Source organism: Paenibacillus sp. SJS-P3, from assembly GCF_056711585.1.
Window position 1 is genome coordinate 407368 of record NZ_CM160043.1, and the last position, 25665, is coordinate 433032.

Annotated in this window: 30 protein-coding genes; 17 read left to right on the forward strand and 13 right to left on the reverse strand. The window is 59.3% G+C overall.

Annotated elements, in window-relative coordinates; translation table 11 throughout:
* The first annotated feature begins 49 nt into the window (after positions 1-49).
* Entirely contained in the window at positions 50-514 is a 465-nt protein-coding gene (locus AC06G8_RS01850) for a RidA family protein (protein WP_480284234.1), read from the forward strand.
* A 199-nt stretch (positions 515-713) separates the two neighbouring features.
* Positions 714-887: a hypothetical protein gene (locus AC06G8_RS01855; RefSeq protein WP_447663518.1), complete on the forward strand. Its 174-nt coding sequence runs from the start codon at positions 714-716 to the stop codon at positions 885-887.
* Positions 888-1290: 403 nt separating this feature from the next.
* On the opposite strand, the gene AC06G8_RS01860 is transcribed toward AC06G8_RS01855, so the two are convergent.
* Both AC06G8_RS01860 and AC06G8_RS01865 read right to left on the reverse strand, forming a co-directional pair.
* Positions 1291-1734: a TetR-like C-terminal domain-containing protein gene (locus AC06G8_RS01860; RefSeq protein WP_480284235.1), complete on the reverse strand. Its 444-nt coding sequence runs from the start codon at positions 1732-1734 to the stop codon at positions 1291-1293.
* Entirely contained in the window at positions 1724-1906 is a 183-nt protein-coding gene (locus tag AC06G8_RS01865; protein WP_480284236.1) for a TetR/AcrR family transcriptional regulator, read from the reverse strand. Before AC06G8_RS01865 ends, AC06G8_RS01860 begins: the two co-directional genes overlap by 11 nt.
* Positions 1907-2317: 411 nt before the next feature.
* Here AC06G8_RS01865 and AC06G8_RS01870 point away from each other — a divergent pair, with 411 nt between their 5' ends.
* Positions 2318-3004, forward strand: coding sequence for a response regulator transcription factor (locus tag AC06G8_RS01870; protein WP_480284237.1), 687 nt, complete (start codon positions 2318-2320; stop codon positions 3002-3004).
* A complete protein-coding gene (locus tag AC06G8_RS01875; protein ID WP_480284238.1) occupies positions 3001-4395 on the forward strand; it encodes a sensor histidine kinase in 1395 nt (464 codons plus the stop codon). The genes AC06G8_RS01870 and AC06G8_RS01875 overlap by 4 nt, the downstream gene beginning before the upstream one ends.
* Positions 4396-4691: 296 nt before the next feature.
* Here AC06G8_RS01875 and AC06G8_RS01880 read toward each other — a convergent pair whose 3' ends face one another.
* Positions 4692-6554 carry an ABC transporter substrate-binding protein gene (locus AC06G8_RS01880; RefSeq protein WP_480284239.1) on the reverse strand — a complete coding sequence of 621 codons (1863 nt, stop codon included), beginning with the start codon at positions 6552-6554 and terminating at the stop codon, positions 4692-4694.
* Positions 6555-6677: 123 nt separating this feature from the next.
* Here AC06G8_RS01880 and AC06G8_RS01885 point away from each other — a divergent pair, with 123 nt between their 5' ends.
* From AC06G8_RS01885 to AC06G8_RS01895, 3 genes are all read left to right on the forward strand, one after another.
* A complete protein-coding gene (locus AC06G8_RS01885) occupies positions 6678-6854 on the forward strand; it encodes a hypothetical protein (protein ID WP_447663523.1) in 177 nt (58 codons plus the stop codon).
* A 271-nt stretch (positions 6855-7125) separates the two neighbouring features.
* Positions 7126-7248 (forward strand): hypothetical protein, encoded by a 123-nt coding sequence (locus AC06G8_RS01890; protein WP_480284240.1) that lies wholly within the window; start codon positions 7126-7128, stop codon positions 7246-7248.
* An 80-nt stretch (positions 7249-7328) separates the two neighbouring features.
* Positions 7329-7778: a DinB family protein gene (locus tag AC06G8_RS01895; RefSeq protein ID WP_480284241.1), complete on the forward strand. Its 450-nt coding sequence runs from the start codon at positions 7329-7331 to the stop codon at positions 7776-7778.
* Positions 7779-8104: 326 nt separating this feature from the next.
* Here AC06G8_RS01895 and AC06G8_RS01900 read toward each other — a convergent pair whose 3' ends face one another.
* On the reverse strand, positions 8105-9397 hold the full coding sequence (locus AC06G8_RS01900; RefSeq protein ID WP_480284242.1) for an MDR family MFS transporter: 1293 nt from the start codon (positions 9395-9397) through the stop codon (positions 8105-8107).
* Between the two features lie 143 nt (positions 9398-9540).
* A complete protein-coding gene (locus AC06G8_RS01905; protein WP_447663527.1) occupies positions 9541-10941 on the reverse strand; it encodes an MDR family MFS transporter in 1401 nt (466 codons plus the stop codon).
* A 138-nt stretch (positions 10942-11079) separates the two neighbouring features.
* Here AC06G8_RS01905 and AC06G8_RS01910 point away from each other — a divergent pair, with 138 nt between their 5' ends.
* Positions 11080-11775: a helix-turn-helix transcriptional regulator gene (locus AC06G8_RS01910; protein WP_447663528.1), complete on the forward strand. Its 696-nt coding sequence runs from the start codon at positions 11080-11082 to the stop codon at positions 11773-11775.
* A 239-nt stretch (positions 11776-12014) separates the two neighbouring features.
* Here AC06G8_RS01910 and AC06G8_RS01915 read toward each other — a convergent pair whose 3' ends face one another.
* On the reverse strand, positions 12015-12431 hold the full coding sequence (locus tag AC06G8_RS01915; RefSeq protein WP_447663529.1) for an ImmA/IrrE family metallo-endopeptidase: 417 nt from the start codon (positions 12429-12431) through the stop codon (positions 12015-12017).
* A gap of 19 nt (positions 12432-12450) precedes the next feature.
* Positions 12451-12879, reverse strand: a complete 429-nt coding sequence (locus AC06G8_RS01920; protein ID WP_480284243.1) for a helix-turn-helix domain-containing protein — start codon at positions 12877-12879, stop codon at positions 12451-12453.
* 272 nt (positions 12880-13151) lie between these two features.
* On the opposite strand from AC06G8_RS01920, the gene AC06G8_RS01925 reads away from it, so the two are divergent.
* Both AC06G8_RS01925 and AC06G8_RS01930 read left to right on the forward strand, forming a co-directional pair.
* On the forward strand, positions 13152-13448 hold the full coding sequence (locus tag AC06G8_RS01925) for a hypothetical protein (RefSeq protein WP_447663531.1): 297 nt from the start codon (positions 13152-13154) through the stop codon (positions 13446-13448).
* 5 nt (positions 13449-13453) lie between these two features.
* The gene (locus tag AC06G8_RS01930; RefSeq protein ID WP_480284244.1) at positions 13454-13861 is read left to right on the forward strand and encodes a hypothetical protein; all 408 of its coding nucleotides are present in this window, start codon (positions 13454-13456) and stop codon (positions 13859-13861) included.
* A 113-nt stretch (positions 13862-13974) separates the two neighbouring features.
* Here AC06G8_RS01930 and AC06G8_RS01935 read toward each other — a convergent pair whose 3' ends face one another.
* On the reverse strand, positions 13975-14706 hold the full coding sequence (locus tag AC06G8_RS01935) for an MBL fold metallo-hydrolase (protein WP_447663533.1): 732 nt from the start codon (positions 14704-14706) through the stop codon (positions 13975-13977).
* 81 nt (positions 14707-14787) lie between these two features.
* Positions 14788-14970 carry a hypothetical protein gene (locus tag AC06G8_RS01940; protein ID WP_480284245.1) on the reverse strand — a complete coding sequence of 61 codons (183 nt, stop codon included), beginning with the start codon at positions 14968-14970 and terminating at the stop codon, positions 14788-14790.
* 230 nt (positions 14971-15200) lie between these two features.
* Between AC06G8_RS01940 and AC06G8_RS01945 the strand changes: the two genes are divergently transcribed.
* The 4 genes from AC06G8_RS01945 (at position 15201) to AC06G8_RS01960 (ending at position 18428) form a co-directional block, all read left to right on the forward strand.
* Entirely contained in the window at positions 15201-15521 is a 321-nt protein-coding gene (locus AC06G8_RS01945) for a transcriptional repressor (RefSeq protein WP_480284246.1), read from the forward strand.
* 351 nt (positions 15522-15872) lie between these two features.
* Entirely contained in the window at positions 15873-16658 is a 786-nt protein-coding gene (locus AC06G8_RS01950; protein ID WP_480284247.1) for an AraC family transcriptional regulator, read from the forward strand.
* Between the two features lie 69 nt (positions 16659-16727).
* Positions 16728-17003 carry a GNAT family N-acetyltransferase gene (locus AC06G8_RS01955; RefSeq protein WP_447663536.1) on the forward strand — a complete coding sequence of 92 codons (276 nt, stop codon included), beginning with the start codon at positions 16728-16730 and terminating at the stop codon, positions 17001-17003.
* Positions 17004-17297: 294 nt separating this feature from the next.
* Complete coding sequence (locus tag AC06G8_RS01960) at positions 17298-18428, forward strand: tetratricopeptide repeat protein (protein WP_447663537.1); 1131 nt, start codon at positions 17298-17300, stop codon at positions 18426-18428.
* A gap of 107 nt (positions 18429-18535) precedes the next feature.
* Here AC06G8_RS01960 and modB read toward each other — a convergent pair whose 3' ends face one another.
* Both modB and modA read right to left on the reverse strand, forming a co-directional pair.
* Entirely contained in the window at positions 18536-19213 is a 678-nt protein-coding gene (gene modB, locus AC06G8_RS01965; RefSeq protein WP_480284248.1) for a molybdate ABC transporter permease subunit, read from the reverse strand.
* Entirely contained in the window at positions 19213-20064 is an 852-nt protein-coding gene (gene modA / locus AC06G8_RS01970) for a molybdate ABC transporter substrate-binding protein (protein WP_480284249.1), read from the reverse strand. The genes modB and modA overlap by 1 nt, the downstream gene beginning before the upstream one ends.
* Positions 20065-20214: 150 nt before the next feature.
* On the opposite strand from modA, the gene AC06G8_RS01975 reads away from it, so the two are divergent.
* From AC06G8_RS01975 to AC06G8_RS01985, 3 genes are all read left to right on the forward strand, one after another.
* Positions 20215-21297, forward strand: a complete 1083-nt coding sequence (locus AC06G8_RS01975; RefSeq protein WP_480284250.1) for a substrate-binding domain-containing protein — start codon at positions 20215-20217, stop codon at positions 21295-21297.
* Between the two features lie 224 nt (positions 21298-21521).
* Positions 21522-22022 (forward strand): DinB family protein, encoded by a 501-nt coding sequence (locus AC06G8_RS01980; protein WP_480284251.1) that lies wholly within the window; start codon positions 21522-21524, stop codon positions 22020-22022.
* Positions 22023-22365: 343 nt separating this feature from the next.
* Positions 22366-23703, forward strand: coding sequence for an MFS transporter (locus AC06G8_RS01985; protein ID WP_480284252.1), 1338 nt, complete (start codon positions 22366-22368; stop codon positions 23701-23703).
* A 119-nt stretch (positions 23704-23822) separates the two neighbouring features.
* On the opposite strand, the gene AC06G8_RS01990 is transcribed toward AC06G8_RS01985, so the two are convergent.
* Together AC06G8_RS01990 and AC06G8_RS01995 are read right to left on the reverse strand one after the other, a co-directional pair.
* The gene (locus AC06G8_RS01990; RefSeq protein ID WP_480284253.1) at positions 23823-24698 is read right to left on the reverse strand and encodes a hypothetical protein; all 876 of its coding nucleotides are present in this window, start codon (positions 24696-24698) and stop codon (positions 23823-23825) included.
* Between the two features lie 320 nt (positions 24699-25018).
* Entirely contained in the window at positions 25019-25633 is a 615-nt protein-coding gene (locus AC06G8_RS01995) for a DUF975 family protein (RefSeq protein ID WP_480284254.1), read from the reverse strand.
* Between the last annotated feature and the right edge of the window lie 32 nt (positions 25634-25665).

The window sequence follows — 25665 nt, forward strand, 5'->3', positions numbered from 1 at the left end:
GCATCGCCGCCCTGCCTTAAACAATTCCCAATCGAAAGGATCGATGAACATGTCTAAAATCGACCAACGCCTCGCCGAGCTCGGCATAACGCTTCCGGAGGTTCAGGCTCCGAAATTCTCCTACATACCGGTCAACCAGACCGGCAACCTGATCTACACGTCCGGCTTCGACTGCCGCATCGACGGCGTCCTCATGCATGAGGGCAAGGTCGGCTCCGACCTGACGATCCAGCAGGGCCAGGAAGCCGCGCGCCAGATCGTCATCAACCTGCTCGCTGCGATGAAGGCTTACCTTGGCGACCTTGACCGCGTCGTCAAGATCGTCAAGCTGCTCGGCTTCGTGAACAGCGCTCCAGGCTTCGGCGACCAGCCTTACGTCATGAACGCCGCTTCCGATCTGCTCATCGAGGTGTTCGGCGAGAACGGCCGCCATGCCCGCAGCGCTATCGGCACAAGCGACCTGCCGTTCCATACGCCCGTCGAGATCGAGCTCATCGCCGAGATACGCGAATAGAGCTTATCGGGCAGGTCAGAAGGCCTGCTTGTCCGCATGCCGGTTGAAAGGTCAATGGGGATGTCCTATAAGTCATGAAATGACTTTGGGGCATTCCTTCGCTTGTTCGCCTCAAAATAATCGATGGGCTGAATAATTCGCTCCAGCAATCGGGGAACCTATAGGGCAATCATTATGATTCCTTTGGAGGGCGACAAATATGTCAGGACGAAATAGCAAGCCGAAAAATTCAGGTCCCGCAGGGCATCCCGGAAGGCTGGATCAGTTCGGAGCCAAGCTGGGCTCCAGCAACGAGGCCGAATTCGCCGAGGCTCTGGGACAAGCATGCAGCACAGGAGAGAAAAACGATAAAGCTGAGAAGCATACGAAATAATTCCTTCCAAAAGCGCGCCGCAGTCCATCTGCGCCGCGCTTTTTCTTAGCTTCAGCTGTGGTTCGCTCCATGATTGATGCGTTATTCACCCAAGCAGGGCAGTTTTAAGCGAGTCTAAGCTCAGACTTTCCCTTCCGAGCAAAAAGTCGATTTCCTGGGAAATGACAGACGGAATGTCGAAGGAAGGCGTCTGTGGGTGCGGCCGCCGCAGGACGAATCCGTTGCTTCATGACCGGCGCCGAGCGGTCATCGACGGCGGCTGGACGGCGCTCTAAGTCAAGGCAAAGAAAAAGGCTGGCCCCGGACGAACCGTGATCGGGGCCAGCCTTTTTCTTGCAGTTTTAGGTCTACATGTGAATAAGGAGGACCGATCCGGTTCTCCTTGTTTTTTTATTGCAGATAATCAGGCCCGGGGCTTCTGCTGAGGCAGGACCTTATAAGGACCGAGTATGGACAGATTCATCAGCTGGGCGGGGATATCCCTTTCCTCGTATGGCATCTGCTTCTCGATCCACCAGATGACGACCTCGAGAATGGCGGCTTCCGCGTATTTGACGGCAACCTCGCGCCTGGCCGTGAGCAGGCTGTCGTCAGGCTGGGCGAAGGCCATTCCGTCCGACACGAAGTCGTGGATGACATTCAGCATTCCCGAAGCAAGCTGGGGCACGCGGTTGCGGACGAGCATGGCATTGTAGACGGAATATTGCTCGGCTATATGATGGAACAGCTTCACGAAGCTTGGATGAGGCTCGCCCCGGAGATAATCGAACCCTTCGTCATCGGCCTCGGAGGTAGAGACGGCATCCCGGAGCTCCTGTAGAAGCTCGCCGATATATTCATCCAGCAAAGCCCTTGTCCACGTAATGCAAATAGAATGTGGCTCGTTTGATTGTCGCCTGATCCGCGAGCTCCTGGACGGAGAAATTATCCACTCCATGCTTTTCCATGAGCTGGACGAGAGCTTCCCGCAGCAGCCGGCGTGTCCGCAGCACGCGCGGATCGGTTTTGCTAGGTGTCATGGGCGGATTCCTTTCTGCCAGCATTAATCTCTTGCAAGTATAGTATTTTGGCAGGCAAAGAGGAAGGATTTCGGCTATCGCGACGGTAAAGCCCCCGATTACCACCTTTAGTTGTGTTGCAGGCTGATCTACGGTTCAGCTGAGTGCAGGCGGTATGCTGGGAGCGATTGTTCTGCAGAGCGGCCAAGGCGCCGCCTTGACTCTGATCAAGATCGACAGTTGAGAAAAAGGAGCTGCCGCTCCATCTTCTCATGATTCCTGCAGGAGGCATTCTCGTATGATCAGGTCAGCCGGAACCTCTGGCTGGCCTTGTTTTGATCGGTCTAACGCTGAAGTTGAAATGGGAGCGTTCATCCGTCATGATACCAACAGTTGATCAAGCGGATTTCATCCGTCAGGAGGGCATGACTCATGCGAATCCATATTCTCGTCGCCGACGACGATCCCCATATCCGAGAGCTGCTGAGGCTCGTGCTGACGAGGGAGGGCTACGCCGTGAGCGAAGCCGCGGACGGACAGCAAGCAGTGTCCGTGCTGGAGGCCGAACAGGTGCATCTGGCCGTCGTCGACGTCATGATGCCCCTTAAGGACGGGCTGGAGCTTACGGAAGAGATCCGCCGGCAGTACGACTTGCCGGTTATTCTGCTTACTGCCAAGGGAACGATGGCAGATAAGGAAAAGGGCTTCGAAGCCGGAACGGACGATTATCTCGTGAAGCCGTTCGAGCCGCAGGAGCTGATGTTCAGGATCAAGGCGCTGCTGCGCCGGTACCGGATGGCCAGCTCGGAGGTCATCCGGCTGGGGGGAGTAACGATTGACCGCGGGAGCTACGAGGTCAATGCCGCAGGGCAGAGCATCGTCCTGCCGCTGCGCGAATTCCAGCTGCTGGCCCAGCTGGCCAGCCAGCCGGGCCGCATCCATACCCGGGAGCAGCTCATCTCCATGATCTGGGGAACGGACTATGAGGGAGACAGCCGGACCGTGGACGTGCATGTGAAGCGTTTAAGGGAGAGATTCGAGCCTTATCGGGACGACTTCGTCATCACGACGATCCGCGGCCTCGGCTACAAGCTGGAGACCGGGGGCGACCCATCGTGAAGAGTCTGTATTTCCGCATTGTCCTTACCTTTGTCCTGATCGCCCTGCTCAGCAGCATCGGAGGCATGCTGCTCACCAGCCTCTACTACGATTACCGGCTCAACGCCAATAATGAAGACAACATGAAGCAGGCGGCGGATCAAGTCAAGGCCATGCATGACGGAGCGCCGCAGGAGGATCTGCCGACGCTGCTCGGAGGCATCGCAGGCCTTGGCTACCAGCTGTATATGGTCGGTCCCTCAGGTGACAAGCACGTCTATGGGACGGCTTTCCGCCACGAGCGGTTTCCTTCCGCAGGCCAGGTGGAGAAGGTTCGGGAGGGGGGCGCTTACCATGGCATGTCGGAGGAGAACAGGCGCTTCAAGCTGTTCGCTTACTTCGAGAACAGCGCCCGCAATACGTATGGCTTCCCGCTGAAGACGGCGGAAGGAACGGCTGCCGTCTTCATCCGTCCCGATCTGGAGCGCCAGATCGGGGAAGTGCGCGTAATCGTGGCGGTGCTGCTCGTCAGCACGTTCGGCATCAGCCTGCTGCTGATCGCCGCCTTGAGCAGCCTCATCGTGCAGCCGGTGAAACGGCTGACGAGAGCGGCGCAGCGCATCGCCGGAGGCGATTACGAGGTGAGCATCGACACGTCCCGGCGCGATGAGATCGGCGAGCTCGGCCGCCGCTTCTCTACGATGGCGCGGTCGATCCGCGATCTGGACCGGATGCGCCAGGAGTTCGTGGCGAATGTGTCCCATGAATTCCAGTCGCCGCTGACGTCCATCCGGGGTTTCATCCGTACCCTTCTCGACAGCAAGCCGGCCCCGGATGCGCTGGAGACCCGGCGTTACCTGGCCGTCATCGACGAGGAGAGCCGGAGGCTGTCCTCGCTCAGCCGCCAGCTGCTCATGCTTGCCGACGTGGACCGGCAGGAACGGGTGCTGGACCGGCAGCCGTACCGGCTGGATGAGCAGCTTCGCCAAGCGCTCCTCATGATGGAGTGGCAATGGACAGACAAGGAGCTCCAGCTGGAGCTGGAGCTGCCCGAGACGACCGCGACCGCCGACCAGAGCCTGATGTACGAGGTGTGGCTGAATCTGATCGGCAATGCCGTCAAATTCACGGGCCGGGGAGGCGTCCTGGGCATCGAGCTCAGGCAAGAGGACGGCTTCTGGAGCGTATCGATCCGCGATACGGGACCGGGCATCGCGCCGGATGAGCTTTCCCGCATCTTCGAGCGGTTCCACAAAGCGGACAAATCGCGCCGCCATGATGGAGAAGGGGGCAGCGGAAGCGGACTCGGACTGTCGATCGTACAGCGGATCGTCACTTTGCACGGGGGCTCCGTGGAGGCGCAAAGCGAGCTCGGGCGGGGGACGGTCATGACGGTGCGGCTGCCGCTCTAGCGTTGCGTACAGCAGCTTCGGGGCCGAATGATTTCTCCAATCGGATTCCTCCTTCGGCAGAATGATGCCGCTTGCGTACCGACTTTTGGCTTATGCACCGGCCCATAGGCTTGCGTACCGGCCCCATAAGTAGCATGCCGGCCCATAGGTTTGCGTACCGGCCCCATATATTGCGTACCGGCCATAGCTTGAGTGACGGGCCAATAGGTTTTGTACCGGCCTTGCGCACCGCCCATAGCAAAAGACCCGTTCGTCATGGCGAACGGGTCTTCTGCTATGGAATTCTCTTGTCCGTCTCAGCTCAGGGAGCCGGACAGCTGCTTCCCTGCTTCCCTGCCTCCGCCGACAGCCAGGCAGCTCTCGAGCCAGACTTCCTTGAAGTCGATCCACCCGAGCGTATTCAGCCTGGCGCCTTGAACGCTAGGGTGCAGATAGGTCTGGAGCTGCTGATGATGAAGGAAGATCAGCGAAGCCTCGTCGCGCAGCTGCTCCTCGATCTGCCGCATGATCTGGCTGCGCTTCTCCGGCAGAGATTCGGCTAGGGCAGCATCTACGCGCTCGCGGATCCAGGACCTTCTCTCATCGTCGAAGTAGTTCGACAAGACGCAGCTTCCGTGCTCGTAGGCTTCGATTTCATCGACCTCGTCATCGGCAAGGACAAGGCCGAAAACCGTGACATCGGCTTCCGTCGTCCCCGTATTCCGGCAGGAAGCAGTCGGGCTCAGCCGCAGTTCGATCTCGATGCCCCATTCCCGGAGCCGCTCCTGAATCCACTGGACATCTTCGCCGTACTTGGGGTTGGCAGTCAGCTGCAGAGGAGCTCCGTCATACTCCGAATCCCGCAAAGCCGTGCGAATGCGCTCGGTCCGCGGCGGCTCGGGCGTGCGCGCCATGCTGACCTCGGGCAGAAAGCTGTAAGCCGGCAGCGCGCGGTCGCCCCCCAGATCTGCGACCATCCGCACGGGATCCAAAATCATTCTTACCGCTCTGCGGAAGGCTTCGGACTGCTGAGGACCGCTGCGGCGCAGATTCCAGGACAGGAGGGTGCAGCCGCGGCACAGCCTTTGCAGCGCGAGCCAGTCGGCCGTGGCGGAGGCATGCTCCCGCGCCCAGCTTTTCCCCGATCCTTCCCGCGGCCGGAAGATTTCGGGCGTGCCTTCGATCCGGGGCCGGAAGTCCTTCGGCATGATGACGATGTCCACACCGTCGAGGTAGGGCCTGCCCAGATGATAGGACGGATGGGCAGCGAGCTCCACGCAGCTGTCGCTGGCCTGGGTCATGCGGAAAGGTCCGCTGCCAGACGGCAGCTTCCAGAATGCCTGCTCGCTTCGGCCCCCGAAGCCGGCAGGCAGCAGGGAAGCTGCCGCGGCGCAGACGAACCGGCTGAAGATATGGTTCGGCTTGCGGAGGTGGAAGCGGACGACGCGCGGGCCGATCGTCTCGATCTCGTGCACGCCTCTCATCAGCCAGCCGTTGTCCGCAGAGGCTCGAAGCCGGTCGAAGGTGAACTTCACGTCGGCGGAGGTCAACTCCGGCCCGTGATGGAAGCGGATGCCTTTCTTGAGAAAGAACGTCCACTCCCTGGCGTCGTCGCTGGAGGTCCAGTGATGGGCGGCTCCAGGCAGCATGACCTGCTCGAGATCGTCGAACTGGAGGAGGCGGTCGTAGATCTGGCGGGCCAGATGACCGTCCAGGGCATAGTTGATCCGGGCCGGATCGAAGGTCTCGAAGGACGATACGACGGGAAAGCGCAGCGTATCCGCCGCATAGGCTCCTCCCTCGTCCTGTTCCTTGCGGTACCCGAAGATGCCCTCCAGCCAGGCCATGAATTCGGCCTTCTCGACTTCGCTTCCGTATCCTTCCATCAGCTCGAAGGCTTGCTTGTAATCGCCTTTGCCTGCATGGCTTCGCAGCAGCTCCAGCAGATAATCGCGCTTGTCGGCCAAGAAGGTGATCCGGGAGCGGTGGCCGCGGCCGCGGCCCGGCAGCCACCGGATCAGCCCCTCGCCTTCCAGCTTGCGAAGAATATGCTTGGCGTTGCGAGGGGTACAGAACAGCGCCGCGGCAATATCCTCGAGCGTCGCTTCGACCGGCAGGGCCGAGTCCTTATCACCCAAAAAACGGCCAAGCAGGGTCAAGTAGCGTTCCTGAGCATGCATTGAGGTTGGCCTCCTCTGCGGTGTGGATGTTCAAAAGGGGAAAAGTATTGAGGTGATTATACGCTTTTTAACCCTTTTTGCACAGAGCATAATAAAAGCAAGGAAGCCAAGGAGGAATGATGGATGATGGAAGAATACTTCATGGAAAAAATGGCGGAGCTGAAACAGTCGGAGATGAGGGGGGAGAGCCCGCTCCTGATGTGGGAAAAGATTGAAAAAGGGCCGGCAGCGGTACGGCGGCGGCCGATCAAAAGGACATGGCATGCATTGGCGATTTTCGGCGCCTTGATCCGGAAATGAAGGCGGCTGCCGCATCTGCAGCGGGCTGGCGCGCCTTTGTCGGAAGTCAGCATAGAGAAATCGTAAGCAAGTCTTCAGCCCTCCTGCCGGGCACTCCGGTACAGGAGGGTTTTTGTCTGCTTGCAAAGGGGAAACGCCAAGGCGATCCTTTCCTCTTTTGGCGATCCGCATATTTAATAGATTCAAAGGCATCCATCCATGCCATGCTTCTCCGGCATCCATAGAGTAATAGAGCAGTCAAGGCTGCAACGTCGAAGGAGGCGTGATCGGAATGGATGTCATGACATGGCTGCCGCCGGCGCGTCTGCTGGCTTCGGCCGACCCCGTAGAGGGGACGGGCGTGTACTGGGCGCATGGGAGGGTGAATACGGATCGGGCGGCATCGGAGGGATAGGGAGCTTTGCGGAGTGAAGGGACTGATGCCAGGCTGCCGAAGGCATGGTAGGATGGATGGAAAATGCCGGAGGGATCAGCATGGAAAAAGCATTGAAAAGACTGGAGGAGAGAGTGCGGGTGGTGCCCGGCCGAATTCGGAATCTTCCGCTTCATCAGCTCGAGAACAGGCCGGGGGCGGGCAAATGGTCCGGCAAGGAAATTCTGGGCCATTTGTGCGATTCGGCGCTTGCCAATATCCAGCGTTTCGTTCGGGCGCAGTACGAGCCTCAGCCGCATGAAATCCTCAGGTATGAGCAGGACAAGTGGGTAGCCATCATGGATTATCGGAACCAGCCTGTCGAGGATATCCTGAACCTGTGGACTTCGCTCAACCGGCAGGCCGCCGTTGTCGTCGCGGGGCTCGCCGAGGAGGAGCTGGGCAAGGAATGCTCCAGGGGCCAGGAGGGAAATGTCACGCTGGCTTGGCTGGTCGACGATTATGTCGACCATCTGGATCATCATCTGGAGCAGATTTTTGCCCTCCATTGACTGCTTCAGGAGGCTTGTCCAACCATGAGACGCCAAAAAAACGGCCGCCGTTTTTAAGAGGCCACTGAAAAAGTAGCGTAAGGCGCGAAATCGTTCTGGAGAAACGGATGTGGTCGCCTTTGTCCCCGGATTTCTACCGTTAAAAGCGGCAGAAATCAGAGAAATCTGGGGACAACAGCGATCGGAAGAATGATTTTCGTCTGCAGCGACTCATTTTCAGTGGCCTCCGTTTTTAATGGAGCCGTTTTTTTTGGGCTTGCCGTCGGTGCCTTCAAGGCGCCTCGCCGGCTTGTTTCTCCCGAAGCTTGCTGACGGCGGACATGTTCCTAAGGGACGATCGTTTTGCCGCTGGCATGCACGTCCGGGGATGGAGCGGCGCCGTCATGCCAGTCGAACATGATCTTGTACAGGACAGCCGCCGCGACGGCCAGCAGCGCCAGCAGAGTGAACGTCCAATCGAAGCCGATCAAGCCGCAGAGAGGAATGGACAGCGGTGCAAGCGTGCGCCCGATCGTGAAGCGGAGGCTGGAGGCGGCGAAATACTGGCCTCTCATCCGTTCCGGCGCGAGCCTCGTCACGAACATCTGCTGCGGCCCTGCGCACATGAGCTCGGCCAGCGTGAAGACGACCATGACGCCGGCAAGGCTCCAGACGCTGCCAGCCTGGCTGAACAGCGCCATGGAGGCGGCGTAGCAGAGGGCGCCGCCGATGAAGATCCAGCGATCCTTCAGCAGCGAGGACCAGCGCGCGATGGCAACGGTGAAAAGGGCGACGAGAAGCCCGTTCTCCGAGACGAGCAGGCCGAACAGCCGCTCGCCGGTCAGCTTCAGATCCCAGCTGCTCCATACGCTTGCGGAATGGACGGTCTCTTCCAGATAGACCGGAAGCAGCAGGTCAAGCTGCATGAAGGTCTGCGACAGCAGGATTCCGGCCGCGATGAACAGCAGGAACACCCGGTCGGAGCCGATGATGCGGTAATTGCGAAGCTGCGCCCGCATCGCTTCTTTCCAGGAAGAGGCAGGAGTCCCTTCTTCGGATGCCTGGGTCGGATTCGTTTCGCGCAGCCTGGCCGACAGGAGGACAGCCATCGTGACGCAGACGGCGCTTGCGGCTGCGGGCATGGCGGCGGGATGGCCGACGTACAGCACGGAGCCGAGCAGCGGTCCGATGACGACGGCGATGTTGACGAACGTATAGAAGACGGCGAATACTTCCGAGCGGTGCTTCTCGGGCACGACGTCCGCCACCATCGCCTGGCTGGCCGGATAGTAGAACGAAGTGGCCACGCTGGCAATCGTGAAGCCGGCGAACGCCAGCGCCGGAACCGGCAGCCAGGAAGAGGAAGCTGCCGCGAAAATGACGTAGCCGATCGCCTGGCCGGAGGCGGCGAAGACCATCATCCGCTTGCGGCCGTAGCGGTCGGTGAAGTAGCCTCCGAGCAGGTTGGCTACGACGGCGAGAGACTGCGACAGCACCATCAGCAGGCCTGCCGTGCCTTTGCCGAAGGCGCGGGCGAATACGATGGAGAGGAACGGGAAGAACGTCCAGAAAACGATGTTCAGGACGAACTCTCCCCCGAGCCGCAGTTTCAGGTTGGAATCCCAGTCGCGAAGTTTCATGATCGGCCTCCCTTCAAGACAGGCATGGCGGAGCTCCCGTTATCGGGTGGCGGACGCCATGCGCAGATCAGCAGGAAGCTTCGCTAGGGCATGGTTCTAGGGCAAGTCGGCCGCAAATGTCGTCATATAGCCCGACGGGATGGTCAGCCTTCCGCAGCGATCCGCCGATCTGTCTTGCGCCCGTAAGGAAGCAGGAACAGCATGAGCAGGTTGACGGCGGCGAAGCCGAGCAGCAGGATGAAGATCATGTGCAATCCGTTCTCCAGCTGGAGCGCGGTGCCGCCTTCCCGGTAAAAGCGGTTGAATACGAGGCCGAAAATCGCGACGCTGATCGTCTGGCCGAGCGCGTTCATGAGCGCATTGGTCGAGGTGGCGACACCTCTCGATTCCCAGCCGACCGAGTTCTGGACCGTGACCAGAATCGGGGTGTTCACGCAGCCCATGCCGAAGCCCATGACGCATAGAATGAAGATGAGATAGGCGAGCGGCGATGACGGCTGCAGGGCAAGCAGCAGCAGCGATCCGGCGGCGATCAGGATGACGCCTCCCGTGATGAACGGACGGGGACCGAGCCGATGCAGATAGCGGCCCGACAGATTGGAGGCGAGCGGCCAGGCGATCGACATCGGCATGAGCGCCAGGCCGGAGAAGGTGGCGGATTTGCCCAGCAGCATTTGAATCCAGAGCGGCGCGTAGATCGTCAGCCCGGATGATACGCTGAACATGAAGAAGCCCATGGTATAAGGCACGGAGCGTTTGCGGTCGGCCAGCAGCGCCAGCGGAAGCATCGGCTCGGCGGCTTTTTTCTCTACCTGAATGAAGACGATCAGGAAGAATGCCGCGGCAGCGAACATGCCCAGAATGAGCGGGGAGTCCCACGCGTAAGTCTCGCCGCCCGTCAGGAGGGCGAAGAGCAGCGCCGAGATGCTGACGGTGAAGGCGGCGGCGCCGGCATAATCGATTTTTTTGCCGCTGCGGCTTACCGTCTCCTTGAGGAAGCCGAATACGAGCGCGAACGAGATGATGCCGATCGGAACATTAATGAAGAAGATCCAGCGCCAGCTGATCTGGTCCACGAAATAGCCGCCTACAAGAGGCCCCAGAAGAGCGGCTACCGACCACACGGAGGCGAAAACGCCCTGGATCTTGCCTCGTTCCTCGCCCGGATACAGGTCTCCGGCGATCGTGAAAGCGACGGGAGAGAGGGCGCCTGCTCCGATCCCCTGGATGGCGCGGAACACGATGAGCTGCTCCATGCTGCCGGCCGCTCCGCATAGGACAGAGCCGAGCACGAAGAGCAGCAGCCCGATGGCGAATATGCTCCTGCGGCCGAAAAGGTCGGCGAGCTTGCCGAAGATCGGCGTGGAGACGCATGTAGTGAGCGTGTAGATCGAGAAGATCCAGCTCAGCAGCGACAGGCCTTGCAGGTCGGCCGAGATGCTCTTGGTCGCGGTGCTGACGACGGTGGCGTCGAGCGCCCCGATGAACAGGCCGAGCAGCAAGCCTGCCGTCACGATTTTCCGATTCGTTTTGACGGGGGACACAGGCATCCCTCCTTAACGTAAGATGTCAGCTATGGAGCATCGTAACGGCTTTTCTTTGACTTTGTCAATGTATTTCTTTACTATATAAGTACTACGCTGGACGCACGGCAAGAAGACCGGCAAAAGGGGGAGAAGCAGATGTCACCGTCCGACAACAAGCAAGAAGGCGCGAGCGCCACCCGCACCCGCAGAACGATCATCAACCTGCTCAAGCAGCACGGGCCTCTGGACGCCGGCACGCTGGCAGGCATGCTCGGCGTCTCCGGCATGGCCGTGCGCCAGCATCTGTACGGATTGCAGAACGAGGCGTTGATCACCTTTGAGGAGGAGCCCCGCGCGATGGGACGGCCCGCCAAGCTGTGGAGCCTGACGGCGGAGGCCAACCGGCTCTTCCCGGCCGGATATGCGGAGCTGACCATCGGGCTTATGGATTCCGTTCGCGAGACATTCGGCGAGGAAGGGCTGGAGAAGCTGCTCTCCGTCCGCAACGGCAAGCAGATCGCCTTCTATTCCTTGCCTCCCGGCGAGGACGGAACGGAGCCGGCGCTTGAGGACAAGCTGCGGCGTCTGACCGAAGCCCGCACGGCCGAGGGTTATATGGCGGAATACGAACGGCAGGCGGACGGAACGTATCTGTTCACGGAGAAGCACTGTCCCATCTGCGACGCCGCCGCGGCCTGCGCCAGCCTGTGCCGTTACGAGACGGGCATGATCGGGAGCGTGCTCGGCGAGGGCGTCGAGGTCGAGCGTACGGAGCATATGCTCTCCGGGGGACGCCGCTGCGTCTACCGGATTGCGGACACGGGAAGAGCGGGCGGAGCAACCGCTCGTTAAGAATGAAACGATTGAAAAACACGAAACGCCTCTTGCGGGCGTGAAGGGCGTCCAAGAGGGACGGGCCTTTGCGGCGAGAGGCGTTTTTTTGTTTGCGTGCTCACCCTCTGCGGCGATGCTTGAAAGGGAGCAGGGGAGCAGGGGAGCAGGGGAGCAGGGGAGCAAGAGAGCAAGCAGGGACAGTGCTGCCCAATTCGCTATAATGCTCCGGTTCTGCTCCTTGTAAATGGAGTCGCCTGCTACCAGAAATGCTTGTCCATGCCGGAGGGAATGCCGCAGCGCCGCAAAAAAGATTCGAGCTGCTCTCCCTCCTCCGGACGTTCCCCGCAGGTCAGAAGCTTCACGGCGAACTCATTGGCTTCCCGTTCGTATCGGGACAGGACGAAGCGGGTGCGGAGCGTGATGAAGGAATGGCTGAAGCCCTTGTGAAGGAGCATATGGCCGAGTTCATGGGCGCAGACGAACACAGCCTCAGCTTCCGTCAGACGATCGGACAGCACGATGAACCGGCGTCGGAACGCATGCTGGCAAAAGCCTTTCATTCCGGAAGGAAGCGGATGCCGCAGAACGGAGATCCCCATTTCTTCGGACAGCCGGAAGGGGCAGGTCACGCCGTATGTGCGGTACAGGTTGCGCGTCCGCTGCCTTAAGTTCATTATGCGCGTGGCTCCTTTCTCAAGCTTGGTCTTGAGTACCCGGGCCGGCGCCGCCTGAGCCGGCTTTCCTCCGCGCCTCCTTGTTCAGCCGCTTGGCCTCCCAGGCGATCGATTCCATGAGCTCCAGCATCTTCTGCCGGTCATCTTCCGAGAATTCATGGCCGTCAAAATAGAGGACCTCGGGCATCTGGATGAATTTCTTGATGTCGCGGCGGTCTCTCATCGTCCCCCAGGAAGGAACCGGAGCCATGGCTTCCTGCTCCAGCAGGTAGTCGGGGCTGACCTCGAAAAAGCCGGACAGCTTGATCAGCATGTCCAGCCTGGGCTTCGCCAGTCCGTTCTCCCAGGCGTTATAGCGGGCCCGCTTGATGCCGAGGCGGGCTGCGAGCTCATATTGGGTCCATCCCCGCTCCTCGCGCAGCCGGAGCAGAATGCTTGCGATCGACATCGGAGGGAGCCTCCTTTCTGAAATTCCAAATCTTGACGGGAATACGAATGGCTGTCTATAATTAAAACACGAACACATGTTCTTGTAAAGTCGACATCAAAAGGAAGAGGACGATCCTTGCCGAATTGGATAAATTAATTATCTAAACAGCTTATCTCTATCGGGAAAGGGGGAGATGCCGCCTGACATTCGGAGAGAAAGAAGGGAAATGGGAGGAGGGAGAGTAGTTAATACAGAATTCCAATCCAGCCTTTTGAGGGAGGTAGACTCACATGGAAACGGGACAGCTGGAGATGTTGGAGCAGACAGCCCAAGTTGCGGATAAATACGGCCTTTCCGCCGTTTTGCTGCTGATTCTGCTTGGGACGGTATTCCATTTGGTGAAGCTTATCGTAACGGGAGCTCTTGTGCCGAGGGAAAGGCTGGACCGCGCCGAGGAGGAGCGGGACAGGCTCCAGGCGATATTGGACAAGGAAAGGGAGGGGATGATGAGGCCCTTGCTTGCGCAAGGCAGCAATGAAAGGACGGAGGGCGTCCTGGTATCTTCCATCAGCAAAGGAGAACGATGATGAAATTGTCAGATGCATGGCAGCACTGGGCCGGCTTCATGGCCGATCTGGCAGCAGTCTTGCTGTCGCTGACGGCGGCTGCGCTGATTCCCATCCTCAGCGTCAGGGCGCTCCTGTACTTGACCGCCAGACGCAACGATCACCAGCGGGAAACGCTGCATCGCATCGCATCCGAGGCGGCGGCTCTGGCTGAAGCGGCGTTTGCGGGCGGGAACGGTCCGCGCAAGCTGTCGCTCGCGATCGGCTACACCCAGGAACAATGCGCCGGAAGCGGCATAACGGCTTCAGCGGATACGATTCGCGCCGCTATTGAGAAGGCGGTCATGGATTACAACGCCATGGTGAAGCCTTGGTCGGGACTTCCGGCTCCCGGAACGATAGCCAAGCCCAAGGGGGAAAGCTACAGCCAGTAATAAGAAGCGGCTGCTTAGCAGGAGCTGTTTTGCATGCATATCCGAAAAGCATACCCGCAGAAGAAAAAGGGGCGGCGGCAGCGCATGAAGCGCTGCCGCCACCCCTTTTGCATTCAGTCGCGCAGCCCTTCCGCTGCTATTTCCGCGATCCGTGCGGGAATTCCTTCTTTCTCATACAAGCCGCCGTGATAACAAAGGACGCGCAGGACGGGCAGCTCCGCGAGCTTGAGCAAGGAGCGGAGCGCTTCAGGCATATCCGGCGTGACGGGCTCGCCCGGTCCGACCAGCTCCCCGTTCACGACTCGCAAGGCGTCGGCGGCGATGAGCAGCCCCTCTTTTTCCACGAAGAGGGAAATGTGTCCCGGCGTATGGCCCGGCGTGTGGATGATCCGAATCCCGCCCTGCAGAGGGAGCCTTTCGCCGTCGACGACGAGACGGTTGACGTGGCCGCGCGGAGGGTTCGCGAGCAGGGCCTCGAGCTGCTCCGGCGGCATCGCCTTGGACAGACGTTCGCGGTTGAGCTTGATGAGCGGCAGCTCGCCCTCGATATAAGGGCGCTCCTCGGCATGCGCGTATACTTCCAAATGCGGAGTGCATGTCTGAAGATCGTGCAGCGAGCCGATATGATCGATATCCTGATGGGTCACGATGACCCGCTTGACGTCGGATACGCTCAGCCCTTCGGCTTCGATGGCTCGGACCAGCAGCTCGTATTGTCCGATCATGCCGGTATCCATCAGCGTTGCGCCGTCCTCGTCCTGGAGCAGAACGGGGTGAATGGCGCTCTCGGGCTGGCCTTCCCGCATGGGAATGACCAGCGCCGAGATGCGGTCGGTCAGTTTCATTTCTACTCTCCTCTCGCGGGATGCGATCCTTCGGATCCTCTCCTGCCTATTATTTAGGACTAAACTATATCGCTATTACAGCTAGTGTAGCGTCAGGAACACCTCAAAATCAAGCGGCCTGCTCCTCGCGGACGGCTCTGGAGTCGAGGACAGCGTATAGCCGGAGACTGTAGGCGACAAGCCGATGACCAGGATGACGGCTGGCCCGCTGCCATATTTGTCATACGCGATTTTCGTGCCGACTTTTGAAGTCAGGGAAGGCATGGTCGTTCTCCCTTCGGTCTAAGCCGCGTATTGGTTTCCTTTGGGCTGACGGCTCCATTTCGGCCTCTATATGGACGACGAACGGTATGGCGGACAATCGACATCAGCAAGAACGTTTCATAAAAAAACTTTTGGCGTCTGTTATTTGCGCGGCAAGAGGTTGAAAATCATTCTCACTTATATTATAATTATTATAAATTAGTATTAATTATATTTAAGGAGTTGACCTGATGATGAAACGTCTGCCTGTCTCTTTGCTTGGAAATCCAGCCGTCATGCCGCCCGGATTTCAAGAAGCGCTGCGTCTGCTGGAGAGGAAGGGAATTGCACTGACGGCCGCCAGGTACGATCTCTTGCACTGCATATATAGCTCGGATGCCAGTGTCTCGGTGGAGGAGCTTGTGGATATTCTGTCCGGCAGCCACCGCATGCTTGGAGCGACGATGGTCTACAGCTATCTGCGCGTCTTCAAGCGGCTCGGTCTCGTGCGGGAGCTCGACGCCCGCTTCAGCGCCCGCCGCTACGAAGCCGTCAGGACTCTGGCGGTATAACGGCTCGGGAGTCTGAAGCTTGAGGAAATCGCTTCCTGCTCAAGAAGAATAAGGGCGGCCCCGGTGCGTGAAGCGCTCCCAACTGTGACAGCTGCGTGAAGCTTTTCGCTACCTGCAATCTTTCCCCGGCTACGGATCGTAAAGGAAAACAAGGCGCGTTCCTCTTGCAGGAAGACGCTGGAAAAGATCCTGTGACGGGGCTTTTCTCTAATTGACATTGAGAATCATTATCAATTATGATGAAAGAACAATCGGCATCGTCTTCCCGGACCGTCGCCCGGCGGAGATGAGCGCTGGGCTGCCCGGCGACTACGGGACGGCAGGAAAGGACGGTGGAGGCTCATGAGCGGAGTGGAGAGATATAGACTGGATGCGCAGGTGCCTCATACACTGGATGATTTGTGGTTCAAGCTGCGGGATGCCGCTCCATGCGGCATTGAAGTGGATAACGGCAGGCTGAAGCCGGAGTGGGAAGGAGACTTCAGGCTGATCGCCCTGACGGCGGGAGCCGGCAGGCTTGTAGCGGGGGAACGCAGCCTTCCGCTGCGCGCGGGATCGGTGTACATCAGCTTTCCGGGCGAGCCGCTCCGGGCAACGGCCGATTCGGCGCATCGGATGGAGATGTTCATCTTCCGGTTCACGGTCATGAAGGATTCCGCGGCAGACAGAAGAGCGACGGAGTCGGTGCAGGATCCCTTTCCCCGTGTAGAGGAAGTAGCTGCCTATCCTGCCGTGGCGCTCACCTCCCTGTGCAAGTCCATCTGCGCCTGCTGGGGCAGTCTGGACATGCTGGAGAGATTCCGCGGGCAATCGGTGTTCGTCGATCTGCTGCATCGCCTGTTCAAGGAAGCCCAGTCGGGAACGGACCAGGAGCTGGATGCGGCGCTGGAAGTCGTCCGCACCTATATCGAGCAGCATTACGAGCAGGAGCTGACCGTGAAGAAGCTCGCCGAAATGTCGAGAATCAGCCCGCGGCATTTGATGCGCTTGTTCAAGGAGAATTACGGCGTCAGCATCAGCGATTATATCAAGGCGCTGAAAAATCCAGGGAAGCAGGCTGCCCCGGTCATGCCGCGCAGTGCGATCAAAGAGAAATTCCGCAGGCCGGGACCGGCGAATTACCGCGCGGATGCTTAGTCCGGCCGATTCCGGGTAAAAATGAACGGGCAAGGCATTCTACGGTTACCCGGGAAGGGGGCGGCGCTCATGCCGCAGGATCAGCCGGTCAAGGAAGGCAACGGCTATGTCATTCGCCGCGAGGGCACGATCGCAGGAGAAATTACGTATATTCCGTCAGACGGAATATGGATCGTCAACCATACATTCGTGGATCCGGAATTCCGCGGGCAGCAGCTGGCTGGAAGCCTGCTTCAGGCTGTCGTCGACGACGCCAGAAAAGCCGGCGTCAAGATCGAGCCCGCATGCTCCTATGCCGCTGCGCAGTTCAAGCGCCGCAAGGATTACGCCGACGTCCGCGCCTAAGAGTCCGCGGCATCGGCGGTGGATTTGTTCTCTGAGCGTGTGAGGCTTGGAGGATAGGAACTATCTTCGTCCGTAGATCAGCCTCTGCCTCCGGGCAGAGGCTGGTTGCGCTTGCGGTGCAACCAATTGCCTGCTGAGGGCGTCAAATAGGAGAGTCTAGTTGATTCTGCCAGTATCCGCATCTCGGTCCGGCTATGGTATAATACTAGGGAATCTGCCCTTATCCCTATGGGGCAGCCCCTTACCCCGTTCAGCGAGGCTGCTTACGGGAAGCAGAGAGGAAGGAACCTTTACATGGAAAATCAAACTTCCCCGCAAACACAAGCAGGGACATTAGAGCCTGGAATCGCCAATCTGTTGGCGGCAATTTCCGGCGAACTGGATCGTGAAGTAGAGAACGGCCTTCCGGGAGAAGAGGCGGAAGCGCTGCTCGGCATGCTTGGCGAAGCGCGGCAGGCGCTGGAAGCCGGCGAGCATGCGGCGGCGGAAGGGTTCCTGTCCTCCATGAAGGAACGCAAACCGGAGATGGCTCCTTTGCAGGGAGCCCTTGTATACACGATTATCGCGCAGCAGCAGTGGGACCGCGCCAAGGAGCAGGAAGAAGTGCTGCTTCAGATGGCTGCAAATCCGGAGCAAGCAGGCGACTTCCAGGGCATGGTGGCGAGCCAGCTGAGCGCGCTCGGCCATGACGGCCGCGCTGCCGAGAAGCTGGAAGCTCTGATTGCGAAGCTTCCGGGACGCGAGGCCGACTTCGTTCCGCTTCTCTCAGCCGTCTATGTGAGATTGGGACGCCAGGAAGAATCGTGGAGCATCATCGAGAAGGCTTTGCCGGAAGAAGGCCAGGAATCGATTGTCCATCTTCCTCTGGTCGTATCGGCCGTCAATCGTGTCATCGACCTCAAGAAGTGGGATGTGTGGGCCAAGATCCAGCTTCGCGTCCGCCGTTATCTGAAGTCGCTGACCGATGAGAACGAGCAGCTCCGCGCCCGCGTCGTGCTTCTCTTGGAATGCCAGGCCTACATGCAGGCGGGACGCTTCCGCGAAGCGGAAATCTACGCCGAGCTGGCATACGGCATGGACAGCCATAACGAAGAGGTCCGCGAGCTGCGCAAGCAGATGCAGGAGATGCATGGACTCAGCAAAGAGCTGGAAAAAATGCGCAAGGATGCCGGAATCCATCCGGGAATCGCCATCCGCAACATGGAGTGGTATTATGCCGAATTCAACGAGGAGGCGGCCGTCAGCCTTCGCGCGAGCCTTCCGGAAGAAGTGCTTTCCCGCATCGATGCCGAGCCCGAGAAGCTGATGCACGGCATCCTGCAGCTCCGCTTCCGCTATCCGGCCTTCTACCGCCGCTACCAGGAAGAATGGCAGGAAGTATACAAGCAAAAGCAAGCCGAGCTGGGTCAGCCGGCTGGCAAATAACGGCAATCATTGCATAATCATGAACAGCAGCAATGAACGGCATTGAAGCCGTATGGAAAAGGCCGGGCAACGTCATGCGAATGACGTCGCCCGGCCTTTTTATGTGCCTATCGTTTCGCCGGCTTGCTGCCGGTGAAGAGCAGCAGCAGGAAGGAGATCAGGATGATGGCGGCGGTCCACGCCCATGCCATCGCGGTGCTGCCGGCGTCGACAGCTACGTAGATCGCAGTCGGCACGGTCTGCGTAATGCCGGGAATATTGCCTGCGATCATGAGCGTGGCGCCGAACTCGCCGAGGCTGCGCGCGAATCCGAGCAGGAGAGCGCTGAGCAGGGACCGGGCAGCCAGCGGGAGGGCGACATGGCGAAGCAGCTGCGCCTCGCTTGCTCCGGCGGACCGGGCAGCCTGCTCCAGCTCCGGCTCGATGCCGGCGAAGCCGGTCTTCATCGTCTGGTAGACCAGCGGGAAGGAGACCACGACGGCCGCGACGACCGCGGCCCATGGCGTAAAGACGAGCGGAGCGGAGAATAACGCTTCGATCGTCTTGCCAAGGAAGCTGCGGCGGCCGAGCGCAACGAGAAGCACGAAGCCTACGACCGTCGGGGGAAGCACGAGGGGGAGCAGGAACGCGGTTTCAAGCAGCAGCTTCCCCCGAAACCTGGATCTGCTCATGAGCCGAGCGGCAGCCGTGCCGGCAGCGAGGGCGACAACGCTCGCCAGCAGGGCTACTTTCAGGGAGAGGATGACCGGCGGCCAAAACTGCTGCCAGTCTATCGATGCCGGCATTATTTCGGATCCGTGAAGCCGTAGTTCTTGAACACGGCCATAGCATCTTCGGATTGAAGATACGTATAGAACCGCTCAGCCTCGGGCCGATGCTTCGTCGCTTTGACGATGGCGGCGGGATAACGGATGGACGGATAGGATGCTGGATCCACTTCGTAGGCGACGGCTGCTTTGGCGGAAGACAGCGCATCGGTCCGGTAGACGAAGCCTGCATCCGCGTTGCCGGTTTCCACCGTCTGCAGGACGGCTTTTACATCCTTGGCCTGGACGAGCTTGTCCTTCAGGGCGTCCCACTGACCGGCCTTGGCCAGTGCTTCCTGGGCGTATTGTCCGGCCGGGACGCTCTCCGGAATGCCGATGGCGATCTTGCTGAATGCCTGTCCGGCGAGCGCATCGAGGGAGGAGATGTTTGGGCTGGCCTCCTTCGGCACGATGACGACAAGCGAATTGCCGAGAAGATCGCGGGAATCCTCTGCGGCGACGAAATTTTGATCCACGAGCGCCTTCATGTTTTTGGACGAAGCGGACAGGAACAGGTCGGCGGGAGCCCCCTGTTCGATCTGTTTCTGCAGGGTGCCGGAAGCGCCGAGGTTGAAATGGAGGGAAATGCTTGGATTGGCGGCTTCGAAAGCGGTCTTGATCTCATCCAATGCTCCGGTCAGGCTGGCCGCCGCGGATACCGTCAGCTCGACGAGCGGGACGGAAGAAGCTGGCGGAGAGGCGGATGCGGAGGTGCCGCCGCTGCTGTCCGGCTGCGTATTGGTTTGCTTGCTGCCGCAAGCGGCGGCAACCAGCAGCATGAGGCCGGCAAGAAGGAACAGGATAGGTTTAATTTTTTTTGATCTCAGCATTTCCTCTCACTCCAAGTATGGTCTTATATGGTCTTGTTATAATTAGGATGATTATATATAGAGGCAGTGAAGCTGTAAATCCCTAAACCGGCTTCATCCGCTATAATAAACGGCATAGAGCGATAGCGGGACAAAAGAGGAGATCAAGTCATGAATCAGGAACCATCCTATACGGTCGAGGAAGTGGCCCAGCTGCTTCGCATCTCGAAGCTGACCGTCTACGACCTTGTCAAAAAAGGCCGGCTTCCCGCTTACCGGGTAGGGAAGCAGATGCGCGTGGACGCTTCCGATCTGGAGGCCTATAAGGCTAAATCCAAGAGCCAGACCGCCTTCCTGGGTCTCAAGGATACGGCGGGATTCGCTGGGGCGCAGGACGGTCCGGGCGGGGATGATACGGCGAGCGGGGCTTCGGGTGATCGCCGGTACGGGCCGGAAGACAGGAACGGTGGGATTCCCGGCGGAGATATCCGCTCCGGGCAAGGCTCTTCCTCTGTGAATGCGGTCAGAGCCTCTTATGCGGGGACTCCGCAGCATCAGCTCGTCATCACCGGACAGGACATCAGTCTCGATCTGCTGACTTCCTTCATGGAGAAGGCGACCGGATCCAGGCCGCTGCGCTCCCATGCCGGCAGCTTGGACAGCCTGATCCAAATGTACAAGGGAGACGCGGATATCGTGAGCACGCATCTATGGGATGGGGATACGGGACAGTACAATCTCCCGTATATCACCCGCATTCTTGCCGGGTTCCCGCTGCTTGTGGTGAACCTGCTCATTCGCCGCGCGGGCTTATACGTACAGCCGGGCAATCCGCTGGGCATTTCCGGATGGGCCGATCTGGCCAGGCCGGGAATCCGTTTCGTCAACCGGGAGCGCGGCTCGGGAGCCCGAGTGCTCGTCGATGAGCAGCTGCGCCTGCTCGGTATTCCTCCGCATAGCCTCGAGCAGGATGGAAGAGTCCAGAACAGCCATCTTGGAGTGGCGGCCAAGGTGGCATCCGGCGAGGCGGACGCGGGAGTCGGGATGGAGAAGGCGGCTTCGATGGTCGGGAACGTGGAATTCATCCCGCTGATCCGCGAGCGCTACGATCTGGTCGTGGTCAAAAAGCCGGAGAACGCTTCGTGGATCGGCAAGCTGATGGATATTCTTCAATCGGATGCGTTCCGAAGGGAACTGGGCGCCATTACGGGCTGCGACAGCTCAGAGACGGGCAAGGTGTGGCTCGATTCCTGAAACGGGATGCTCGTTCCGGCAGCCTTTGACGGTCAAAACGTCGCCGTCGGCAGCATCGGTGAATAGTGGCAGAGATGCTGGCTTCCATGCGGGAAGAGCCTATTTTCGAGGAAGAAGCTTCAGGCAAGCTTCCAGAAAGCTTCAAGAAAGCTTCAAGAAAGCTTCAAGAAAGCTTCAAGAAAGCTTCAGGAAAAAGATGGTCTTGAAGGGAGCGCCATAAGTCCATGACTTATTCGGATCTGATCAAGTCTTACATCCATGATCTGCAGAGATATACGACGGAGCAGCTGCGCTGTAAATCCGCGGAAGAGGTCTGGTCGCTCGGCCAGATGTACGATCATTTGATTGCTGCGGCTCTTGATTATATGGACCAAGTGGAGGAATGCGCTTCCGGAGGCGAGGAGGATACGGCAGGGAAGACGGAGGCAGGCGAGCGGCTGTTTGCGCTCGGAGGCTTCCCGCCGGTTAAAATCAAGCTGCCTGACGGGCCGTCCAACACGCCTGGCAATTCGGACAGCAAGGAAGAGCTGGCGCGCAGGCTGGAGCATGTTCTGGAACTGATGAAGGAATGGGAGAAGAAGCTGAATCGGATCAATCCGGACAGCAAAGTCAGACATGGCGGATTCGGCTGGCTGAACGCCCGGGAGTGGTTCGACCTGTCCGGCATGCACTTCCGTCATCATCGGGCCCAGCAGAGGGAGCTGGAACAAAGGCTTGGGCTGTAGGCCGAGCATAGAGCCGAAAGAAACGGAGCTTAAAGAAACGGATAGAGTAGATCTGCAGATCGCGAGGAAGTTGCAAAGCGGCAGTTCAGGGAGCGCAATCCCGGGCTGCCGCTTTTTTTATATGGACTAGCGCGCTAGACGGCTATGCCTTATCGCGCCAAACGGACCATGATCGAAGGCAAGCGTATATGCCATATCGAATACGTGGGCGCAGAAGCTCTCGCCGGAAATCGTTGACATTACATGGAGTGTACAGCTATGATGACTTTATAAAGTTATTTATTTCAAAAGTAGAGGATTTGTCTATTCGATCGTCCTCCGTCAACGAAAGAGAGGCAGGAAGATGCCCCATCCCAAACTATTCCGGCTGCTGTGGGCCGGACAAAGCCTCTCCAATCTTGCTGATGCGCTGTATCTGCTGTCGGTCGTCACGATGGTCTACAAACTGACCGGATCGGCGCTGTTCTCCGCATTCGTGCCGTTGTGCCGGGTTGCAGGCCAGCTGGCCTGCGGAATCATGGCACCGCTGATCATGGACCGGTTCAGGCTTACGTCGCTGATCAAGCTGTCCCAGCTGATGCAGGTCGCCTTGTTCGCCGTACTGGCTCTGGCGGCGGCGAATATGAGCGTCAGCGGAATACCGATTGCTCTGCTCCTCATTGCCCTGCTGTCGTTCACGGATGGCATTACGACGCCGGTCCGCAATTCGCTCGTCCCCCTGTATGCAGGCAAAAACGAGCTGATGAAAGCCAACGGGCTGATGTCCACGACCGACCAGACTGTCATGATGCTTGGCTGGGCAGGGGGCGGCATGCTTGTCACCTGGCTGGGAGGCGGCACCGTCATGGGCTTGACCCTTGCCATGTATGCCGGGGCGCTTGTGCTGACCTTGCAGCTCAAGGAGCCAGCAGTTCCTTCAGCTTCTTCGCCTGGCCAAAAGAAACCTGACCCGGCAGGGGTTTCAGACTTCGAGGCGGCGGCCGGCCTGCCGGAGCTTGGCGACAGCGGAGTCCGAAGCGGCGGCCAAAAGATCGGCGCCTGGGCGTCGGTCAAGGAAGGCTGGCAAAACATTTGGCGCAACAAGACCCTGCGGCTGCTCATTGTGATGGATACCATCGAAGGCACGGTCGGGGCGGCCTGGATCGGCGCGCTCATGCTCGTCTATGCGACAGAGCAGCTGGGCCGGGGGACCGAATGGTACGGAATCATCAACGGGGGGTATTTTGCCGGCTGCATCATCGGCGGACTGCTCGTCGTTGCCTTCACCAAACGCCTGATGCGAAGGCCGGCTCTGTCCATCATGGCCGGAGCGGGTCTGATGGGCCTGATGACGCTTGCTTATGCCGCGACGGAATCGCCATGGGTCGCGCTGCTGCTGGTCATCCTCATGGGGCCGCCTCAGCAGCTCCGCGAGGTGACGCGCAGAACCGTCTTCCAGAGCGCCTGCCCTCCGGAACAGCTCCCCAAAGTGATGAGCGCCGAAAATACGCTGGTGTACTCCCTGTTCGGCTTGTCGGTCGTTCTTCTGTCCTGGATGGCGGACCGATGGGGCATCGCGGCAGTCTATGCCATGACGGGAGCCTTCTATCTGCTGACGGCCTGCCTGGCCGGGCTCAACCGAAGCAGGCTCCACGGGCAGGCAGCTGCTCTGTACGGGGCATCCGACGCCGGACAAACATAGGAAATAACGGCTCAATCCGTAAAGCCTTCAGGCCATCGGGGAAGAACAATTCCGGGGCATTTCGGGTATGGCGCTGTCTTAATAAGGGCAGGAACAGTGATTCCTGTACTCCTCGGCTGTCAGGCCAGAACCTGGATGCCTTGGGCCGCAAGCTGTTTCTTCACGTCGGCAGCGACGGATGCGCTTCGAAGCTCCAGATCGACGATGGCCTGCTTGTGGGCGAGCAGCTGCTTGGCATAACCGTTCATCATCTCCAGCGATTTCTCCACGACGGCGGCATCGCTCTTGCGTGCGGCGGCTCCAAAATCCTTGAGGGCTGCTGCTGCGGCGGATTCGGGAACTTTGGCAGCGGATTGGCGGGATCGGATAGCGAGAGAGAATTCGTCCATTCCTCCCAATGTCTTGCGTGCGGCATTCATTTTGCGGGTACGCTCTGCACGGACGGCTTTCAGCTGATCCTCCTGGATCCGGATCTGCTGCCGGGCCAGCTGAACGGCGGCCTTCATCGTATCTGCCTGCATGCGGGCCAGCTTGGCCAATTCCTTGCTGCCGTACTTGGAGGCTGCGCTTGCTTGATGGTTCATGGCCGTATAAGCCGCGTACAAAGGCTCGTAAGCGGACCTCGCCTTCTTCACAGCGGCTTCTTGCCTGGCAACGCGGTCGGTGTCAATCGAAGGAATCGACTTGCGGATGGCGGCAGCGTCCTGGCCGTTGCGAAGATGGAGCTCGGCGGCACGCAGGCTTACTTCCTCCAACTGGGCGGTGAGCGAGACGTAAGCGCCGTAATGGGCATTCAATCTGGCTGCCGCAGGAGCTGCTGCGGCGGCAGCCGTCCGCTCGAAGGCGCTCTTGGCTGCGGAACTCACGGCGAGAGAAGCGGCAGCGGCCGGGGACGGGGCCGCAAGCAGCATGAGTGCAGCAACGAGGGCGGCGGCAGCCGAGCTTGCGCGCCGCCAGCCCGAAGCGCATAAAGACGGAAAAATGGTCGTTGACATTCCAATCTCCTCCTAATTCCGCACGAGTCATAGAACGCGAAAAAGCACCGCAGCAAGCAGCTCTCTAGGAGAGCCGCAGGCTGCGGTGCTTCCGCATGTTCCTACACATGTCGTACGATCGTATGTTCTAAATTTAAGGCTGAAAAACGGAAATGTCAAGCTAAATTCAAGAAATTGTGCACAGGCTTCTTCAACGGCTTGCGTCAGATGGAAGGAGTCTCCTCAGGTTTTCTCGTCGTTCACGCCTGTTCGGTCCTGTTCATGCCTGTGCATTCCTCATAACGGGATGGCCGGCTCAGGACGACGAGGGCAGGGACAGATCAAAAAGTGCCGGGCACAAGAGGCTCCCCGGTCAGCTGACGGTAAAATACCGCAGCAGAAGCCGAGACGTAAGGCATCAGCCACAACAGGCCGAGCCCGAACGGAATCACGGCCAGGATGGCCCAGCCGAGGAAGCTGAGCTGGAGCACGAAAAGCCGCCATTTTTGGCCAATCATCAGCTGCTTGCTGCGGTCCAGCGCCTCGAGCACTCCCGTCTCCGGATTGTCGGCTAGAATATAATAGGCCTGGGAGTAGCGGTATGCCGCGATAATACCGGGTATGACCAGAAGCAGCGTCCACAGAAACACGAACAACGCCATCAGCAGATAGAGCCCGAGCGCTTTGCCGTAGTAGCGAAAGCCGTCAAAGACCATTCCGACGGCGATTTCCCGCCTGCGTACGAGCGCAAGGTAAAAGAGAACCGAGCCGAGCGCGAGCGGACCGGCGACAAGCAGCTCGAGAAGCCCTCCGAACCTGCCGAACTCTTGCAGGATGAAGCTGACCAGCACCGGAATGGCGCTGACCGCGATCGCCCGGCCCCAGCTGCCGGACAGGGCGGAACGGGCCTCCGCGCGAATCTCCGCCCGGGACGGATAAGTGTGGGAAGAAGACATGGAATTCCCCCTTCGTGTAAGGTGAATGTCTT

Bases quoted from the DNA above. Each gene is read 5' to 3' on its own strand.
- AC06G8_RS01890 (WP_480284240.1), top strand. From the start codon at position 7,126: ATGGATGTCATGACATGGCTGCCGCCGGCGCGTCTGCTGGCTTCGGCC.
- AC06G8_RS01920 (WP_480284243.1), bottom strand. From the start codon at position 12,879: ATGTCGATCGCAAGCATTCTGCTCCGGCTGCGCGAGGAGCGGGGATGG.
- AC06G8_RS01975 (WP_480284250.1), top strand. From the start codon at position 20,215: ATGAATCAGGAACCATCCTATACGGTCGAGGAAGTGGCCCAGCTGCTT.
- AC06G8_RS01945 (WP_480284246.1), top strand. From the start codon at position 15,201: ATGATGAAACGTCTGCCTGTCTCTTTGCTTGGAAATCCAGCCGTCATG.
- AC06G8_RS01880 (WP_480284239.1), bottom strand. From the start codon at position 6,554: ATGCATGCTCAGGAACGCTACTTGACCCTGCTTGGCCGTTTTTTGGGT.
- AC06G8_RS01995 (WP_480284254.1), bottom strand. From the start codon at position 25,633: ATGTCTTCTTCCCACACTTATCCGTCCCGGGCGGAGATTCGCGCGGAG.
- AC06G8_RS01960 (WP_447663537.1), top strand. From the start codon at position 17,298: ATGGAAAATCAAACTTCCCCGCAAACACAAGCAGGGACATTAGAGCCT.
- AC06G8_RS01935 (WP_447663533.1), bottom strand. From the start codon at position 14,706: ATGAAACTGACCGACCGCATCTCGGCGCTGGTCATTCCCATGCGGGAA.
- modA (WP_480284249.1), bottom strand. From the start codon at position 20,064: ATGCTGAGATCAAAAAAAATTAAACCTATCCTGTTCCTTCTTGCCGGC.
- AC06G8_RS01980 (WP_480284251.1), top strand. From the start codon at position 21,522: ATGACTTATTCGGATCTGATCAAGTCTTACATCCATGATCTGCAGAGA.
- AC06G8_RS01900 (WP_480284242.1), bottom strand. From the start codon at position 9,397: ATGAAACTTCGCGACTGGGATTCCAACCTGAAACTGCGGCTCGGGGGA.
- AC06G8_RS01985 (WP_480284252.1), top strand. From the start codon at position 22,366: ATGCCCCATCCCAAACTATTCCGGCTGCTGTGGGCCGGACAAAGCCTC.
- modB (WP_480284248.1), bottom strand. From the start codon at position 19,213: ATGCCGGCATCGATAGACTGGCAGCAGTTTTGGCCGCCGGTCATCCTC.
- AC06G8_RS01990 (WP_480284253.1), bottom strand. From the start codon at position 24,698: ATGTCAACGACCATTTTTCCGTCTTTATGCGCTTCGGGCTGGCGGCGC.
- AC06G8_RS01910 (WP_447663528.1), top strand. From the start codon at position 11,080: ATGTCACCGTCCGACAACAAGCAAGAAGGCGCGAGCGCCACCCGCACC.
- AC06G8_RS01915 (WP_447663529.1), bottom strand. From the start codon at position 12,431: ATGAACTTAAGGCAGCGGACGCGCAACCTGTACCGCACATACGGCGTG.
- AC06G8_RS01850 (WP_480284234.1), top strand. From the start codon at position 50: ATGTCTAAAATCGACCAACGCCTCGCCGAGCTCGGCATAACGCTTCCG.
- AC06G8_RS01885 (WP_447663523.1), top strand. From the start codon at position 6,678: ATGATGGAAGAATACTTCATGGAAAAAATGGCGGAGCTGAAACAGTCG.
- AC06G8_RS01870 (WP_480284237.1), top strand. From the start codon at position 2,318: ATGCGAATCCATATTCTCGTCGCCGACGACGATCCCCATATCCGAGAG.
- AC06G8_RS01855 (WP_447663518.1), top strand. From the start codon at position 714: ATGTCAGGACGAAATAGCAAGCCGAAAAATTCAGGTCCCGCAGGGCAT.
- AC06G8_RS01895 (WP_480284241.1), top strand. From the start codon at position 7,329: ATGGAAAAAGCATTGAAAAGACTGGAGGAGAGAGTGCGGGTGGTGCCC.
- AC06G8_RS01925 (WP_447663531.1), top strand. From the start codon at position 13,152: ATGGAAACGGGACAGCTGGAGATGTTGGAGCAGACAGCCCAAGTTGCG.
- AC06G8_RS01940 (WP_480284245.1), bottom strand. From the start codon at position 14,970: ATGCCTTCCCTGACTTCAAAAGTCGGCACGAAAATCGCGTATGACAAA.
- AC06G8_RS01865 (WP_480284236.1), bottom strand. From the start codon at position 1,906: ATGACACCTAGCAAAACCGATCCGCGCGTGCTGCGGACACGCCGGCTG.
- AC06G8_RS01955 (WP_447663536.1), top strand. From the start codon at position 16,728: ATGCCGCAGGATCAGCCGGTCAAGGAAGGCAACGGCTATGTCATTCGC.